This window comes from Streptomyces sp. NPDC021622, assembly GCF_040640795.1.
GTDB lineage: Bacteria > Actinomycetota > Actinomycetes > Streptomycetales > Streptomycetaceae > Streptomyces.
Genome location: NZ_JBFACK010000019.1, coordinates 115,316 through 128,538, shown reverse-complemented (window position 1 = coordinate 128,538; position 13,223 = coordinate 115,316). Strand labels below are relative to the sequence as shown.

At 69.0% G+C, this 13,223-nt stretch carries 16 protein-coding genes and 1 tRNA gene; 15 read left to right on the top strand and 2 right to left on the bottom strand.

The window, feature by feature from the left end; translation table 11 throughout:
* Positions 1–13: 13 nt before the first annotated feature.
* From AB0G47_RS32510 to AB0G47_RS32495, 4 genes are all read left to right on the top strand, one after another.
* Entirely contained in the window at positions 14–1,201 is a 1,188-nt protein-coding gene (locus tag AB0G47_RS32510) for an SPFH domain-containing protein (protein WP_360777317.1), read from the top strand.
* Positions 1,202–1,279: 78 nt separating this feature from the next.
* Complete coding sequence (locus tag AB0G47_RS32505) at positions 1,280–1,864, top strand: HhH-GPD-type base excision DNA repair protein (protein WP_360777315.1); 585 nt, start codon at positions 1,280–1,282, stop codon at positions 1,862–1,864.
* Between the two features lie 391 nt (positions 1,865–2,255).
* Positions 2,256–2,552, top strand: a complete 297-nt coding sequence (locus AB0G47_RS32500) for a type II toxin-antitoxin system VapB family antitoxin (RefSeq protein WP_003955420.1) — start codon at positions 2,256–2,258, stop codon at positions 2,550–2,552.
* A gap of 112 nt (positions 2,553–2,664) precedes the next feature.
* Positions 2,665–3,312 carry a LytR C-terminal domain-containing protein gene (locus tag AB0G47_RS32495; protein ID WP_360777312.1) on the top strand — a complete coding sequence of 216 codons (648 nt, stop codon included), beginning with the start codon at positions 2,665–2,667 and terminating at the stop codon, positions 3,310–3,312.
* Between the two features lie 23 nt (positions 3,313–3,335).
* Here the strand turns inward: AB0G47_RS32495 and upp are convergent, their stop codons facing one another.
* Positions 3,336–3,971 carry a uracil phosphoribosyltransferase gene (upp, locus tag AB0G47_RS32490; protein WP_160505979.1) on the bottom strand — a complete coding sequence of 212 codons (636 nt, stop codon included), beginning with the start codon at positions 3,969–3,971 and terminating at the stop codon, positions 3,336–3,338.
* Positions 3,972–4,091: 120 nt separating this feature from the next.
* On the opposite strand from upp, the gene AB0G47_RS32485 reads away from it, so the two are divergent.
* The 9 genes from AB0G47_RS32485 (at position 4,092) to AB0G47_RS32445 (ending at position 9,616) form a co-directional block, all read left to right on the top strand.
* The gene (locus AB0G47_RS32485) at positions 4,092–4,310 is read left to right on the top strand and encodes a hypothetical protein (protein WP_360777310.1); all 219 of its coding nucleotides are present in this window, start codon (positions 4,092–4,094) and stop codon (positions 4,308–4,310) included.
* 203 nt (positions 4,311–4,513) lie between these two features.
* Entirely contained in the window at positions 4,514–5,086 is a 573-nt protein-coding gene (locus tag AB0G47_RS32480; protein ID WP_360777308.1) for a hypothetical protein, read from the top strand.
* A gap of 75 nt (positions 5,087–5,161) precedes the next feature.
* A complete protein-coding gene (gene tadA / locus AB0G47_RS32475) occupies positions 5,162–5,593 on the top strand; it encodes a tRNA adenosine(34) deaminase TadA (protein ID WP_360777459.1) in 432 nt (143 codons plus the stop codon).
* Between the two features lie 48 nt (positions 5,594–5,641).
* Positions 5,642–5,726: transfer RNA gene (locus AB0G47_RS32470), tRNA-Ser, on the top strand.
* Positions 5,727–6,124: 398 nt separating this feature from the next.
* Positions 6,125–6,304, top strand: coding sequence for a hypothetical protein (locus tag AB0G47_RS32465; RefSeq protein WP_135331551.1), 180 nt, complete (start codon positions 6,125–6,127; stop codon positions 6,302–6,304).
* Positions 6,305–6,336: 32 nt separating this feature from the next.
* Positions 6,337–6,630, top strand: coding sequence for a Dabb family protein (locus tag AB0G47_RS32460; RefSeq protein ID WP_266864697.1), 294 nt, complete (start codon positions 6,337–6,339; stop codon positions 6,628–6,630).
* Between the two features lie 199 nt (positions 6,631–6,829).
* Positions 6,830–7,666, top strand: a complete 837-nt coding sequence (locus AB0G47_RS32455) for an RNA polymerase sigma factor SigF (RefSeq protein WP_360777306.1) — start codon at positions 6,830–6,832, stop codon at positions 7,664–7,666.
* 244 nt (positions 7,667–7,910) lie between these two features.
* On the top strand, positions 7,911–8,771 hold the full coding sequence (locus AB0G47_RS32450; RefSeq protein ID WP_360777304.1) for an RNA polymerase sigma factor SigF: 861 nt from the start codon (positions 7,911–7,913) through the stop codon (positions 8,769–8,771).
* Positions 8,772–9,373: 602 nt separating this feature from the next.
* Positions 9,374–9,616 carry a hypothetical protein gene (locus AB0G47_RS32445; RefSeq protein ID WP_360777302.1) on the top strand — a complete coding sequence of 81 codons (243 nt, stop codon included), beginning with the start codon at positions 9,374–9,376 and terminating at the stop codon, positions 9,614–9,616.
* A gap of 95 nt (positions 9,617–9,711) precedes the next feature.
* On the opposite strand, the gene AB0G47_RS32440 is transcribed toward AB0G47_RS32445, so the two are convergent.
* Positions 9,712–9,915 carry a hypothetical protein gene (locus tag AB0G47_RS32440; protein WP_360777300.1) on the bottom strand — a complete coding sequence of 68 codons (204 nt, stop codon included), beginning with the start codon at positions 9,913–9,915 and terminating at the stop codon, positions 9,712–9,714.
* Positions 9,916–10,087: 172 nt separating this feature from the next.
* Here AB0G47_RS32440 and AB0G47_RS32435 point away from each other — a divergent pair, with 172 nt between their 5' ends.
* Together AB0G47_RS32435 and AB0G47_RS32430 are read left to right on the top strand one after the other, a co-directional pair.
* Complete coding sequence (locus AB0G47_RS32435) at positions 10,088–10,585, top strand: MarR family transcriptional regulator (protein ID WP_360777298.1); 498 nt, start codon at positions 10,088–10,090, stop codon at positions 10,583–10,585.
* 14 nt (positions 10,586–10,599) lie between these two features.
* Positions 10,600–13,122 carry a DHA2 family efflux MFS transporter permease subunit gene (locus tag AB0G47_RS32430; RefSeq protein ID WP_360777296.1) on the top strand — a complete coding sequence of 841 codons (2,523 nt, stop codon included), beginning with the start codon at positions 10,600–10,602 and terminating at the stop codon, positions 13,120–13,122.
* The last annotated feature ends 101 nt before the right edge of the window (positions 13,123–13,223 follow it).

The window sequence follows — 13,223 nt, the reverse complement described above, 5'->3', positions numbered from 1 at the left end:
GGAGAGTCGATCCATGTTCGGTTACCGCGTTCCCGCCCCTGACCAGGCGATGCTGATCTCGGGTGGCAGGCGAGGTCTCGGGGGTGCACCGTTCCGGGTGGTGACAGGGCATGGCAAGTTCGTGCTGCCCGTCTTCCGCAAGACCCGCTTCCTGACCCTCTCGATGTGCGAGGCGGAGGTCGTCGAGAACTGCGTGACCCGGCAGGGCATCGCCCTGAGCGTGCGCGCCGTCATCGCGTTCAAGGTCGGCAACGACACGGAGAGCATCGTCAACGCGGGGCAGCGCTTCCTCTCCGACCAGGACCAGATGTCCGTCCTGACCGGCCGGATCTTCGCGGGCCATCTCCGGTCCATCATCGGCTCGATGACGGTCGAGGAGATCGTCACCGAGCGTCAGAAGCTGGCCACCGAGGTTCTGGACACCTCGAAGTCGGAGATGGCGAAGATCGGTCTGCATGTGGACTCGCTGCAGATCCAGTCCATCGACGACGGCGACACGGGCTACATCGACGCCATGTCCGCCCCGCACAAGGCCGCCATCCAGCGCCAGGCGCAGATCGCCCAGGCGAAGGCCACCCAGGCCGCCGCCGAGGCCGAGCAGGAGGCCGCGCGGAACCAGGCCGAGTACGCGCGGCAGACCGCGATCGTGCAGGCCGAGTACTCCGCCGAGGTCGAGCGCGCCCAGGCCAAGGCCGCCCAGGCGGGCCCCCTCGCGGAGGCGCACGCCCAGCAGGAGGTGCTCGACGCCCGGACCGAACTGGCCGAGCGCGCCGCCCAGTTGCGCCAGCAGCAGCTGGTCGCCGAGGTGGTCAAGCCCGCGGAGGCGGACGCCGAGCGCATCCGGGTGCTCGCGCTCGCCGAGGCCGAGCGGATGAAGATCCAGGCGGAGGCGGCGGCGTCGTACGACCGCGTCGCGCTCGACCGGATGCTGATCGACCAGCTGCCGCTGATCGTGAAGGAGGCGGCGACTGGCCTCTCCGGCGCCAACGTCAACGTACTGAACGGGGCGGACGGCCTCGGCGAGATCGCGGCCGGGCTCGTCGGCCAGGGCCTGACGATCCTGGAATCGGTACGGAACAACCTGGGCACGCCCACGGGCACGGCTGAATCCGCGGACCTCAAGCGGTACTTGGGGGCGCCGGCGCAGCGCCAGGACGCGGACGGCGGCGGCAAGAGCGAGGGCCCGGTCGAAATCGAATAGCGCGGTGCCTGCAGCGCTTGGGCCGCACTGGGGATACCCGGGCGTGCGGAGCCGTTGTCCGCGGGGGATCATCGAGTCATGGACGTGACCCTTCACCTTGCCCAGCAGCCGGACGCGGACGAGTTGCTCGGGCGCAGTCCGCTGGCGGCGCTCGTCGGCATGCTGCTCGACCAGCAGGTGCCCATGGAGTGGGCGTTCTCGGGCCCGTACACGATCGCGCAGCGGCTCGGTGCCGATGATCTGGACGCGCACGAGATCGCGGCGTACGACCCCGAGGCGTTCGCAGAGCTGCTCTCCGCCAAGCCTGCGGTGCATCGCTATCCCGGGTCGATGGCCAAGCGGATCCAGCAGCTGTGCCAGTACCTGGTGGATCAGTACGACGGTGAGGCCACCGCCGTGTGGGAGGGCGCCGCGAACGGCAAGGACCTCCTCAAGCGCCTGAACGAACTCCCCGGCTTCGGGAAGCAGAAGGCGCAGATCTTCCTCGCCCTGCTGGGCAAGCAGTTGGGCGTACGCCCTGCCGGCTGGCGGGAGGCGGCGGGCGCCTACGGCGAGGCGGACGCGTACCGCTCGGTCGCGGACATCACGGGCCCGGAGTCCCTCCAGAAGGTCCGCACCCACAAGCAGCAGCTCAAGGCCGCGGCGAAGGCCTCCGGCAAGTAACCGCGGCCCGGCTCACCCGCAGCCCAACCTGCACGAACAGGCCTTTCCCGCCCACCCGCCCGATTGCCCCGCAGGGTGATCGGGCGGGTGGGCGGGAAAAGATCCGCCGCGAAGCGGCGGGACGCGGTCCCGCCCGCCCCCGGCGAGGCAGAGCCCCACCCGACGCCCCGCCGGAAGCCCTCGTTCCGGACGTCACCCCCGTGACAGGCGAAGACACGTTAGAGGGGTTTGTGACCCCCGTCATGGACGGCATCGGCTGGCTGTCGCTCGCTTCGGCCCCTGTTCCCGGCTGGAGTGTTCCCGGTTTGCCCCGCTTTCCTGCGTCTTTTCCCGGCGTCGCACTCCGTCTCCATGGCTGCGCCCGGAGAGCCTTGACCGGTAGGCTTTCCGTGTGATCTTCAAGCGCATCGGAAACGGCCGGCCGTACCCCGACCACGGCCGGGAAAGCACCCGGCAGTGGGCGGACGTCGCACCGCGCCCGGTCCGCCTCGATCAGCTCGTGACGACCAAGGGCCAGCTGGACCTCGAGACGCTCCTCGCGGAGGACTCGACGTTCTACGGCGACCTCTTCGCGCACGTGGTGAAGTGGCAGGGCGACCTCTACCTGGAAGACGGGCTGCACCGCGCGGTCCGCGCGGCGCTCCAGCAGCGCCAGGTGCTGCACGCCCGCGTCCTCGAACTGGGCTGAGTCCCAGGGCCGGGGCCCGCGGCAGTCCCCTATTGGCCCTTTCGGGTTGGACTGCACACGAGCCAATGATCATCTAGTAGGCATCACGCCGTTGCCGCACTACGCTGCGCCCATGAGCATGCTCACTCCCCCCGGCATGGGCGGCAAGTACCGCATCACGGGAGCCAAATATCCGCGTATGCGCCGGACCCGCGGCCGCCGCAGGATCGTGCTCGCGGTCGTCGCGTCCGTCGTCGCCGTCGGCCTGGTCGGCTGGGGGACCCTGCAGCTCATCGACGTCTTCACGGGCGGCGACAAGGCCACCGCTGCGGGCTCGCGAGCCGGCTGCGACCCCAAGGCGGCCCCCTCCGCCAAGGCACCCGCGCCGAAGCCGCTGCCCAAACCGGGCCAGATCAAGGTCAACGTCTTCAACGCCACGCCCCGCGGCGGCCTCGCCAAGAACACCGCGGCCGAGCTGAAGAAGCGCGGCTTCACCATCGGCAAGGTGGGCAACGCGACGAAGGAGTACGACAAGAAGGTCAAGGGCACCGGGATACTGCTCGGCGCCAAATCCGCCACGGACACCGCGATCCCCGTACTCGGTACCCAGCTCGCCGGCACCGAGCAGCGCACCGACGCCCGCAAGAGCGGCGAGGTCGACCTCATCCTGGGCACGCAGTTCAAGGATCTGGCAAAGAAAGAGGACGCCGACAAGGCCCTGGCGGTACTCGCCAAGCCCAAGCCGACGCCCTCGACGTCCAGCGGGAAGAAGAACTGCTGAGCGCTGCTGTGATGCGCTGAGCGCTACTCCGCTGTCCCGTACATCCGGTCGCCCGCGTCGCCGAGCCCCGGCACGATGTACCCGTTCTCGTTGAGCCGCTCGTCGACCGACGCCGTCACGACCGTCACCGGCGTGCCCGCGAGCTCGCGCTCCATGACCTCGACGCCCTCCGGCGCGGCGAGGAGCACCACGGCGGTCACATCGTCCGCGCCGCGCTTGATCAGCTCCTGGATGGCCGCGACGAGCGTGCCGCCGGTGGCCAGCATCGGGTCCAGGACATAGACCTGGCGGCCCGAGAGGTCCTCCGGCATCCGCGTCGCGTACGTCGACGCCTGCAGCGTCTCCTCGTCGCGGATCATCCCGAGGAAGCCCACCTCGGCGGTCGGAAGCAGCCGCACCATGCCGTCCAGCATGCCGAGCCCCGCGCGCAGGATCGGCACGACCAAGGGGCGCGGGTGGGACAGCTTGACGCCCGTCGTCGGTGTGACCGGGGTCTCGATGTCGACCTGTTCGGTGCGCACGTCCCTGGTGGCCTCGTACGCGAGCAGGGTGACCAGCTCGTCGGCGAGGCGCCGGAAGGTCGGGGAGTCGGTGCGCTTGTCGCGCAGCGTGGTGAGTTTGTGCGCCACCAGCGGGTGGTCGACGACGTGGATCCGCATGCCCTCAACAGTAACCGCGCCCCGGGCCACCCGGACTCCCTCGCGCTCCGACTGCCTCGCGGTGGCATCAAACCCGCCATCCGAGGGAAAGTGGACGTACGACCTGGGGTGGTGTGGCCTATGGCGGAGCAAGAGCCGGAGCGCGCGGCCGACGCGGCGCCGCGCGGCGCCCACGAGAGCGACCTCGACGCCGACACCGAGGCCGAGCGCCGGCGCCGCCGCGCCCAGTTCCTCAGCGAACTGGCCGAGGCGCGCGAACTGCGTGACCGTGTGAAGCCGCGCCGCGCCCGGGCGGCACGGATGCGTCAGCAGATGCGTATGCGCACGTTCCGCTGGTAGCGACCACCTCTCAGGCAGGCAACGGGGAGCCGTCCGCGAAACGCGACGCGGACACAGCGGGCGGAAGACCTCTCCTTAAGCCGTGGTTTCTGCCACGATTCCGAGTGGGCGGGGCTTGAACAGCACTCCCCCGCTCCCCGAACTCGCCGGGGGGACACCCAAACCGTCAACCGGCACTGTCTATGACCAGTGGGAGAGTCACGGTGTACTTCGCCGCACTGCTCGCGCGCACCGAAGACGGGTGGGAAGCGAGCGACACGGAGCTCGACGATGTGGAGACCCTGGCGGATCTGGCCGACCTGGCCCGTGAAGCCACGGCCGAATACGACGACGACACGGTGCTCGTTTTCATCGAACAGGAAGACGCGTGGTTCGGCGTCGTCCGCGTGGACGGTGAGGAGGACCCTCGTATCTACGTCTCGGACGCGGCCGCGGCCGCCCGCAGTTCGTACGGCGAGATCCTGCTCACCGACGAGATGCTCGGCCGTGAGCCGGGCGCCGACGATCCGGGGGTCGACCTGGACGCCCTCGACCTCGACGGCACGGAGGACGGCGAACCCGCCGCGTCCGAGGCCGGCGCGGGATCCGACGGCGACGATGACGACGCCGAGGGCTCCGGCGGCGACGCCGTGCCCACGGGGCCGCTCGGCGACACGGAGCTCCTGATCGACCTCGGCGTACCGGAGAAGGAGCTGCTCGCTCTGGAGGCCGGTGACGCGCTCAACGAGATCGCCGAGATCCTCGGGGCGGCGGAGGTGCTGGAGACCGTCCGCTAGGTTCCCGGTGTGACCGACCAGACCGACCAGACCGACCAGACACCCGACCCCGTACGCGACCGCTGGCGGGCGCCCATGCGGCTCGCCCTGGCCGAGGCCGAACTGGCCGTCCGGGGCGGCGACGTGCCCGTCGGCGCCGTCGTGCTGTCCCCGGACGGCACGACGGTGCTCGCGGCGGGCCACAACGAACGCGAGGCGACCGGCGACCCCACGGCGCACGCGGAGGTGCTCGCCATCCGCCGGGCGGCCGAGACGCTGGGCGAGTGGCGGCTGACCGGCTGCACGCTCGTCGTGACCCTGGAGCCCTGCACCATGTGCGCGGGCGCGCTCGTGCAGTCGCGCGTCGACCGGGTCGTCTACGGAGCGCGTGACGAGAAGGCGGGCGCCGCGGGCTCGCTCTGGGACGTCGTACGCGATCGAAGGCTCAACCACCGGCCCGAGGTGATCCACGGGGTCCTCGCGGAGGAGGCCGCGGGGCTGCTCACCCGCTTCTTCCGCACACGCTGAGCCAAACGGATTTCAGACCACGGGCACCTTTGGGCTAGAGTTCCTCTCGGTAGCGTGTCCGAGCGGCCGAAGGAGCTCGCCTCGAAAGCGAGTGTGGGGAAACTCACCGAGGGTTCAAATCCCTCCGCTACCGCTCTCAACACGAAGGGCCCCGTCCACTGGACGGGGCCCTTCGTCGTTCGTGATGAATGTTCGTGATGAACGTGTCGTGAAAGTCAGGCCGGGGGAAGCGGCATCGGGGGGACAAGCCGCTCCCCCCGATGAGGACTGGAACCCTCAAGTCAGCGCCGTCATCCGGGGGGAAGCCGACGGCGCGTGACCCCGCAGTGGGGCCAGTCCCGTGCCCGCGGATTCCTGCCAGATCCGCTGGGCACATCACCCATCCTGCTCTCCCCGATACCGGGCGAAGTCCGGCAAAGGGCCTGTGCCATGGGGCCGTTGGTCCTTAAAAGCCCTGTGAGGACACGCCGGGTTAGACTCTCGCCCGTCACAGAGGTCACACGGGGCGCGCGTAAGGGGAGGCCGAAGAGCGTGGCGGTGCAGTGGAAAAAGGTCGGGCTCTTCGCGGTCGTCGTCTTCATCCTGTACGTGATCATCACTGACCCGGCCAAGGCCGCCGACTACGTGCAGATAGGCTTCGAGGCGGTCTCGAGTGCCGCTCAGAGCATCGGCGACTTCATGACGTGGGTCGCCAACGGCGGCAAGGACTGAGCGGCGCGTCCCCGCCTTCCCAGGAGTCCCGCATGATCCGCCATCTGGTCCTCTTCAAGCTCAACGACGGTGTACAGCGTGACGAGCCGCGCGTCGTCGAGGGCGTCAAGGCCTTCCGTGCGCTCGGCGAGCAGATCCCGGAGCTGACCTTCTGGGAGTGCGACTGGAACATCACCGACCGGCCCATCGCGTACGACTTCGCCATCAACTCGGCGGTCGAGGACACCGACGCGCTGAAGCGGTACATCGAGCACCCGGCCCATCAGGCGGGCGTCGCCCTGTGGCGGGAGTTCGCCACGTGGGTGATCGCGGACTACGAATTCTGAGCCGTCAGCCAAAAGAGCCCCTCACCGGAACGGTGAGGGGCTTTTCTGCGTCTTAAGCCCCAACTTGCCCCTCAACACGTAGTTATCGGGTGCTTGCGCACAGTGCACATGTCTTGTGATGCTATGACCGCCTTTGACGGATAGGTTGACCGAGGTCGGCTGATCGTGACTGAGCTCGACTGGGCTTGACCGAGAAGGGGTGGCGTTGACCGTGCCGGCCAGTACTGCGCCTGAAGCACCACCCGTGACGCCCCAAGCGAGCACCCCGAGCACCCGAGGCGCCGACACCCGGGCCCTGACGCAGGTGCTCTTCGCCGAGCTCAAGGGGCTCGTACCGGGCAGCCCCGAGCACGGCCGGGTGCGCGGCGCCCTCATCGAGGCGAATCTGCCCCTGGTGCGGTACGCGGCGGCCCGCTTCCGCAGCCGCAACGAGCCGATGGAGGACGTCGTCCAGGTCGGCACGATCGGCCTGATCAACGCCATCGACCGCTTCGACCCCGAGCGCGGCGTGCAGTTCCCGACCTTCGCGATGCCCACCGTGGTCGGCGAGATCAAGCGGTACTTCCGCGACAACGTACGAACGATCCACGTCCCGCGCCGCCTTCACGAGCTGTGGGTGCAGGTGACCGGGGCGACCGAGGATCTCACCACGGCCTTCGGGCGCTCGCCCACGACCGGGGAGATCGCCGCACGCCTTCGGATCACCGAGGATGAGGTCCTGGCCTGCATCGAGGCCGGACGCTCGTACCACGCAACGTCGTTGGAGGCGGCCCAGGAGGGCGACGGCCCGCCCGGTCTGCTCGACCGGCTCGGCTACGAGGACCCGGCACTCGACGGTGTCGAACACCGCGACCTCGTCCGCCATCTCCTCGTCCAACTGCCCGAGCGCGAACAGCGGATCCTGCTCCTTCGCTACTACAGCAATCTGACACAGTCACAGATCAGCGCAGAGTTGGGCGTTTCCCAGATGCATGTGTCAAGACTGCTGGCCAGAAGCTTCGCGCGACTGCGATCCGCAAACCGGATCGAGGCGTAACCGTATCGAGTGGATCGCGCCTCGCGCGGTTCTCGACACTCCTTCGCGTCCACATCCCCCGCACCCCCTCTCTCCTGCGGTGATGTCACCCTTCTTTGTCGACATGTAACTACAGCGTGTTGCCGACATGTGACATTCTGCTGGAACCGCGTTTGCCGCAGCCCCACGTCCGGTATTCAGGTGGAGGCTGCGTTCCTCCGACGGGAGCGTCCGCCGTGACCGTCCGCGACCTCAAGGGGGTGGCATGTCCGCAGACCAGGGCAGCTCGAAGGTGCTCACGCTCACGAAGAGCGAAACCGCGCCCGACGCGCTTCCAGCCGAAGCCGTGACCGCGGCTTCTGGAGCCATCGACACCCGCACCCTGTCCCGCTCCCTTTTCCTGCGGCTCGCCGCACTCGACAAAGACAGCCCGGAGCGTGCCTACGTACGCGACACGCTGATCGAGCTCAACCTCCCTCTCGTCCGGTACGCGGCGGCCCGCTTCCGCAGCCGCAACGAACCGATGGAGGACATCGTCCAGGTCGGCACGATCGGTCTGATCAAGGCGATCGACCGCTTCGACTGCGAACGCGGCGTGGAATTCCCGACGTTCGCGATGCCGACCGTCGTCGGTGAGATCAAGCGCTTCTTCCGCGACACGAGTTGGTCGGTGCGCGTCCCGCGCCGCCTCCAGGAGCTGCGGCTCGCGCTGACCAAGACCAGCGACGAGCTGGCCCAGCGGCTCGACCGGTCGCCCACGGTGCCGGAGCTCGCCAAGGCGCTCGGGGTGTCCGAGGAGGACGTGGTCGACGGTCTGGCGGTGGGGAACGCGTACACGGCGTCCTCGCTGGACTCGCCCGCGCCTGAGGACGACGGCGGCGAGGGTTCCCTCGCGGACCGTCTCGGCTACGAGGACAGCGCCCTGGAAGGCGTCGAGTACCGCGAGTCCCTCAAGCCGCTGCTCGCCAAGCTGCCGCCGCGCGAGCGCCGCATCATCATGCTGCGCTTCTTCGCGAACATGACGCAGTCGCAGATCGGCGAGGAGGTCGGCATCTCGCAGATGCATGTGTCCCGGCTGCTCACCCGGACTCTCTCGCAGCTTCGGGAAGGGCTGATCGCCGACTGAGTCGCCGGCTGTGTCGCCGGTGGTCAATTCGCCGCGGGGTGGCCGGTGTTGCTGACGGGGTTCCTAAGTGACGGACCGTCAGCCACACTGGCGCGATGCGACGTGGCGTACGGAACGTAGCGGCTGCACTGTGCCTGGGCGGCAGCCTGAGCGGTGGGCTTGTTGCCTGCGGCAGCGGGGGCGGCGACGGCTATGTCGCCACCGGTGCGGCGGCGGAGAACCCTGCGAAGGCCGGTCCTGGCGTGGCACCTACCGGAGACGTGGAGCTGGTCCCGCTGGACGGCAGTGAGGCGCCGCCCCGCGGCAATGGTGACTCCTCCCGGGCGCCGGAGGGGAGTGACTCCTCAGGTGGCGGTCCTGTCGGTGAGTCGCCCGGTAGCGACTCGCCTGGCGGCAAGTCGTCTGACGGCGGCGCGAGTTCGGATGCTCCGGCCTCGCCCGGCGGTTCGGCCCCTGACAGTGGCGGTGACAACTCCGGTCGTACGGAAAGTCCTTCGGCTCCTCCGTCCGCGCCCGGCAGCAGTGCGCCGCCTGCGGGGCCCGCGAAGCTGAGTGTCGGCGAGCCCGAGTTGGAGCCTGCGGATGAGCGGTGGTGCGAGAAGGTGACCGTCGCCTTTCGCAACACCGGGGAATCCGCGGTGCGTTCGGGGACCGTCACCTTTGAGACGCACGTCATCGGGGCGCTTGGCGTCGACTGGGCGACGCTTGAGTCCACCGAGAAGCTGCCTGCGCCGATCCCTGCGGGGAAGACGGTGGAGAAGACCTGGCCTGTTTGCGTCGATGCCTGGCGGGTGCCTTTGGGCATGCACGTCGAGACGCAAGACGTCAGGGTGAAGTGGAAGTAGCAGGTCGTCTGGACCTGCGGGTGGTTTGTGGCTGGTCGCGCAGTTCCCCGCGCCCCTAAAGGGGCGCCCCGGCAGGGGCGCTAGTCCCTGGGGGCCTACTTAAGCGCCAGCCACGCCACGCCTGCCACGACAGCGATCGCCAGTACTACACCGATGATCAAGCCGATCCGCGGGCCCGACGACGCCGCCGCCTGCTGCTGGCGGCTGGACTGCGGCTCCTCGTCCACGAAGGCGCGGAACATCTGTGTGCTGCCGGCGGGGTCGGGGTTGCCCTGGGGACCCTGGGGGTTGTGTGCCATGGAGAAGGACCCTAGCGAATCCTCCGCTCCCGGCCCAACCCCCTCTGACCATGGACTTTACGACGGTGGTCCCAGACCTTTGCCGACTCTTTAGGGCGTTGGTCCGCTTTTAGTTTGCCTGCGGCAACCAACTGTCTCTATCGTTGCCCTAAGCAACAACATGGGAGGTGCCGTGGCCGCGCAGCGTCAGTACGAGGAGCTGGCCCGACAGCTCAGCGCGATCGGTGCCGTGAAGCGCGGCCTGGGACGTGGCCTGCCGGCCGACTGCCCGGGCGGATCCGCAGCCGTACTCGTCCTGCTCGAGCGGCACGGCGAGATGCGGATGAGCAGGCTCGCCGAGCTGCTCGCCGTGGACATGTCGGTGACCAGCAGGCACGTGGCCCATGTGGCGGAGAAGGAGTGGATCCACCGGGATCCCGATCCCGCCGACAAGCGCTCCCGGATCCTGCGCCTGACCCCGGCGGGCAAGGCCAAGCTCGACGAGCTGAATGACCTGTCGATCAAGACGCTCACCCACTACTTGCATGACTGGTCCGACGACGAGGTCGTCCAGCTCAGCACGCTGCTCGCGCGACTGCGCGACAGCTTCGGGGACTGCCGTGCGGCTTCGGCCCGGCTCCCCCACCCCTCTGAAGAGACCACCCGAGAGACCACCCGTACACCCGCGTAACGAAGAGGAAGCCCATGGCAACAACCACACCATCCGGTGTGCGGGGCAGCCACGCCAAGCACGGGGCGCATGATGACGGCGCCCCCATGACGCACCGCCAGATCATGGAGGCCCTGTCCGGCCTGCTGCTCGGCATGTTCGTCGCGATCCTGTCGTCGACGATCGTCTCCAACGCCCTGCCCGAAATCATCGGCGACCTGGGCGGCGGCCAGTCCGCCTACACCTGGGTCGTCACCGCGTCGCTGCTTGCGATGACGGCGACCACCCCGCTGTGGGGCAAGCTGTCCGACCTCTTCAGCAAGAAGGCGCTCGTACAGATAGCCCTGATCATTTATGTCCTGGGATCGGTGGTCGCCGGGCTCTCGCAGAACGCGGGCATGCTCATCGCCTGCCGTGTCGTGCAGGGCATCGGCGTGGGCGGTCTCTCCGCCCTCGCGCAGATCGTGATGGCCGCGATGATCTCCCCGCGCGAGCGCGGGCGTTACTCCGGCTACCTCGGCGCGACCTTCGCCGTCGCGACCGTCGGCGGTCCGCTGCTCGGCGGTGTCATCACCGACACCGACTGGCTGGGCTGGCGCTGGTGCTTCTACGTCGGCGTGCCCTTCGCGATCATCGCCCTGATCGTGCTGCAGAAGACCCTGAAGCTGCCCGTCGTGAAGCGGGACGTCAAGGTCGACTGGGCGGGCGCCTTCTTCATCTCCGCGGCAGTCTCGCTGCTCCTGGTCTGGGTCACCTTCGCCGGTGACAAGTACGACTGGCTGTCCTGGCAGACGTACGCGATGGTCGGCGGTTCGGTGGTGCTCGGCGCGATCTTCCTCTTCGTCGAGTCCAAGGCGAGCGAGCCGATCATCCCGCTGCGGCTCTTCCGCAACCGCACCATCACCCTGGCCTCGCTCGCCTCGCTCTTCGTGGGTGTCGCGATGTTCGCGGGCACGGTGTTCTTCAGCCAGTACTTCCAGCTGGCGCGCGACAAGTCGCCGACGATGTCCGGCGTCATGACGATCCCGATGATCGGTGGTCTGTTCGTCTCCTCGACGGTCTCAGGACAGATCATCACCAAGACCGGCAAATGGAAGGCCTGGCTGGTCGCGGGCGGTGTGCTTCTGACCGCGGGGCTCGGGCTTCTCGGCACGATGCGGTACGACACCGAGTACTGGCACATCGCGATCTTCATGGCGATCATGGGCCTCGGCATCGGCATGATGATGCAGAACCTCGTCCTCGCCACGCAGAACCAGGTCGCTCCCGAGGACCTCGGCTCCGCGAGCTCCGTCGTCACCTTCTTCCGTTCCCTCGGTGGCGCCATGGGCGTCTCGGTGCTCGGCGCCGTGATGTCCACGCGCATCACCGACTACGTGAAGGATGGGCTTGAAGACCTCGGCCCGAAGGCTGCGGCCATGGGTCACGGCGGCACCGGTGGCGGTGGCATCCCTGACCTGGACGCCCTGCCCGCGCCGTTCCGTACGGTCATGGAGAGCGCCTACGGGCACGGCATCGCCGATGTCTTCCTCATCGCCGCGCCGATGGCCCTGATCGCCTTCCTGATCACGCTCTTCATCAAGGAGGTCCCGCTGCGTACGTCGGGTGCCCTCGCCCAGGCCGCCGAGTCGTCGGAGTCGTCCGAGCCGTCCGAGGCTTCGGCCACCGGGGTCGCCGACGAGCAGCCGGTCCTCGCCTCCGTCGCGGCGCACACCGAGACGGGGCCCGAGGGCACGCAGAGGCTCGCCGCGGTCGCCTCGTCCGCCGCCGGGGACGCCCCGGTGCAGACCACGGGCGGCGGCACTCCGGTGCGCGGCTTCGTGCGGGGCGCGGAGAGCGCTCCGGTGCCGCGGGCCGCCGTCACGCTGATCTCCCTCGGGGGACGGCAGCTGGGGCGTGCGGTGGCGCAGGGCGACGGGTCCTATGCCGTGGATGCCCCGGGCGCGGGCTCGTATGTACTGATCGCGTCGGCCGACGGCTTCCAGCCGCAGGCTTCGACGATCGTCGTGGCCGACGATGCCCTCGCGTACGACATCCTGCTGAGCGGCACGAGCGGCCTCACCGGTCTGGTGCGGGCCTCCGACGGCAAGCTGCCGGTCGGCGGCGCGATGGTCATCGTGACGGACGTGCGCGGCGATGTGCTGGCCACCGGACTCACCACCGACCAGGGTGAGTTCACCTTCGCCGAGCTGGTGCCGGGCCAGGTGACCATCGCGGTGAACGCCGCGGGGCACCGGCCGATGGCGCTGCCGGTCGAGGTCGGCGCGGTCGGCGTCACCCGGGTCGAGGTCGAGCTGAAGTCCGGTTCACAGGTGCTCGGCACCGTGCGGGCCAAGGGCGGACCGCTGAACGACGCGCGGGTCACGCTGGTGGACGCGGCGGGCAACGTCGTCGCCACCGCCACCACGGGGTCGGACGGGGCGTACGCCTTCACCGACCTGGACAACGGCGAGTACACGGTCATCGCGACCGGTTACCCGCCGGTGGCGACGGGTCTGACCGTCGCCGGGGAAGGTGTCGACGGCCACGACATCGAACTCGCCCACCCCGGCGAGTAATTGACCCCGGCCCGTGCGCGCGTACTCGAGCGGATGCGCGCGTGCGGGCCGGTGTGGAAAGGGCCCCGGGTGGTGGTGACGTACACGGCAGGGGACGGCCG

Excerpts from the sequence above, each read along its gene's own strand:
- AB0G47_RS32510 (WP_360777317.1), top strand. The coding sequence starts at position 14 with ATGTTCGGTTACCGCGTTCCCGCCCCTGACCAGGCGATGCTGATCTCG.
- AB0G47_RS32505 (WP_360777315.1), top strand. The coding sequence starts at position 1,280 with ATGGACGTGACCCTTCACCTTGCCCAGCAGCCGGACGCGGACGAGTTG.
- AB0G47_RS32495 (WP_360777312.1), top strand. The coding sequence starts at position 2,665 with ATGAGCATGCTCACTCCCCCCGGCATGGGCGGCAAGTACCGCATCACG.
- upp (WP_160505979.1), bottom strand. The coding sequence starts at position 3,971 with ATGCGGATCCACGTCGTCGACCACCCGCTGGTGGCGCACAAACTCACC.
- AB0G47_RS32485 (WP_360777310.1), top strand. The coding sequence starts at position 4,092 with ATGGCGGAGCAAGAGCCGGAGCGCGCGGCCGACGCGGCGCCGCGCGGC.
- tadA (WP_360777459.1), top strand. The coding sequence starts at position 5,162 with ATGCGGCTCGCCCTGGCCGAGGCCGAACTGGCCGTCCGGGGCGGCGAC.
- AB0G47_RS32460 (WP_266864697.1), top strand. The coding sequence starts at position 6,337 with ATGATCCGCCATCTGGTCCTCTTCAAGCTCAACGACGGTGTACAGCGT.
- AB0G47_RS32450 (WP_360777304.1), top strand. The coding sequence starts at position 7,911 with ATGTCCGCAGACCAGGGCAGCTCGAAGGTGCTCACGCTCACGAAGAGC.
- AB0G47_RS32440 (WP_360777300.1), bottom strand. The coding sequence starts at position 9,915 with ATGGCACACAACCCCCAGGGTCCCCAGGGCAACCCCGACCCCGCCGGC.
- AB0G47_RS32430 (WP_360777296.1), top strand. The coding sequence starts at position 10,600 with ATGGCAACAACCACACCATCCGGTGTGCGGGGCAGCCACGCCAAGCAC.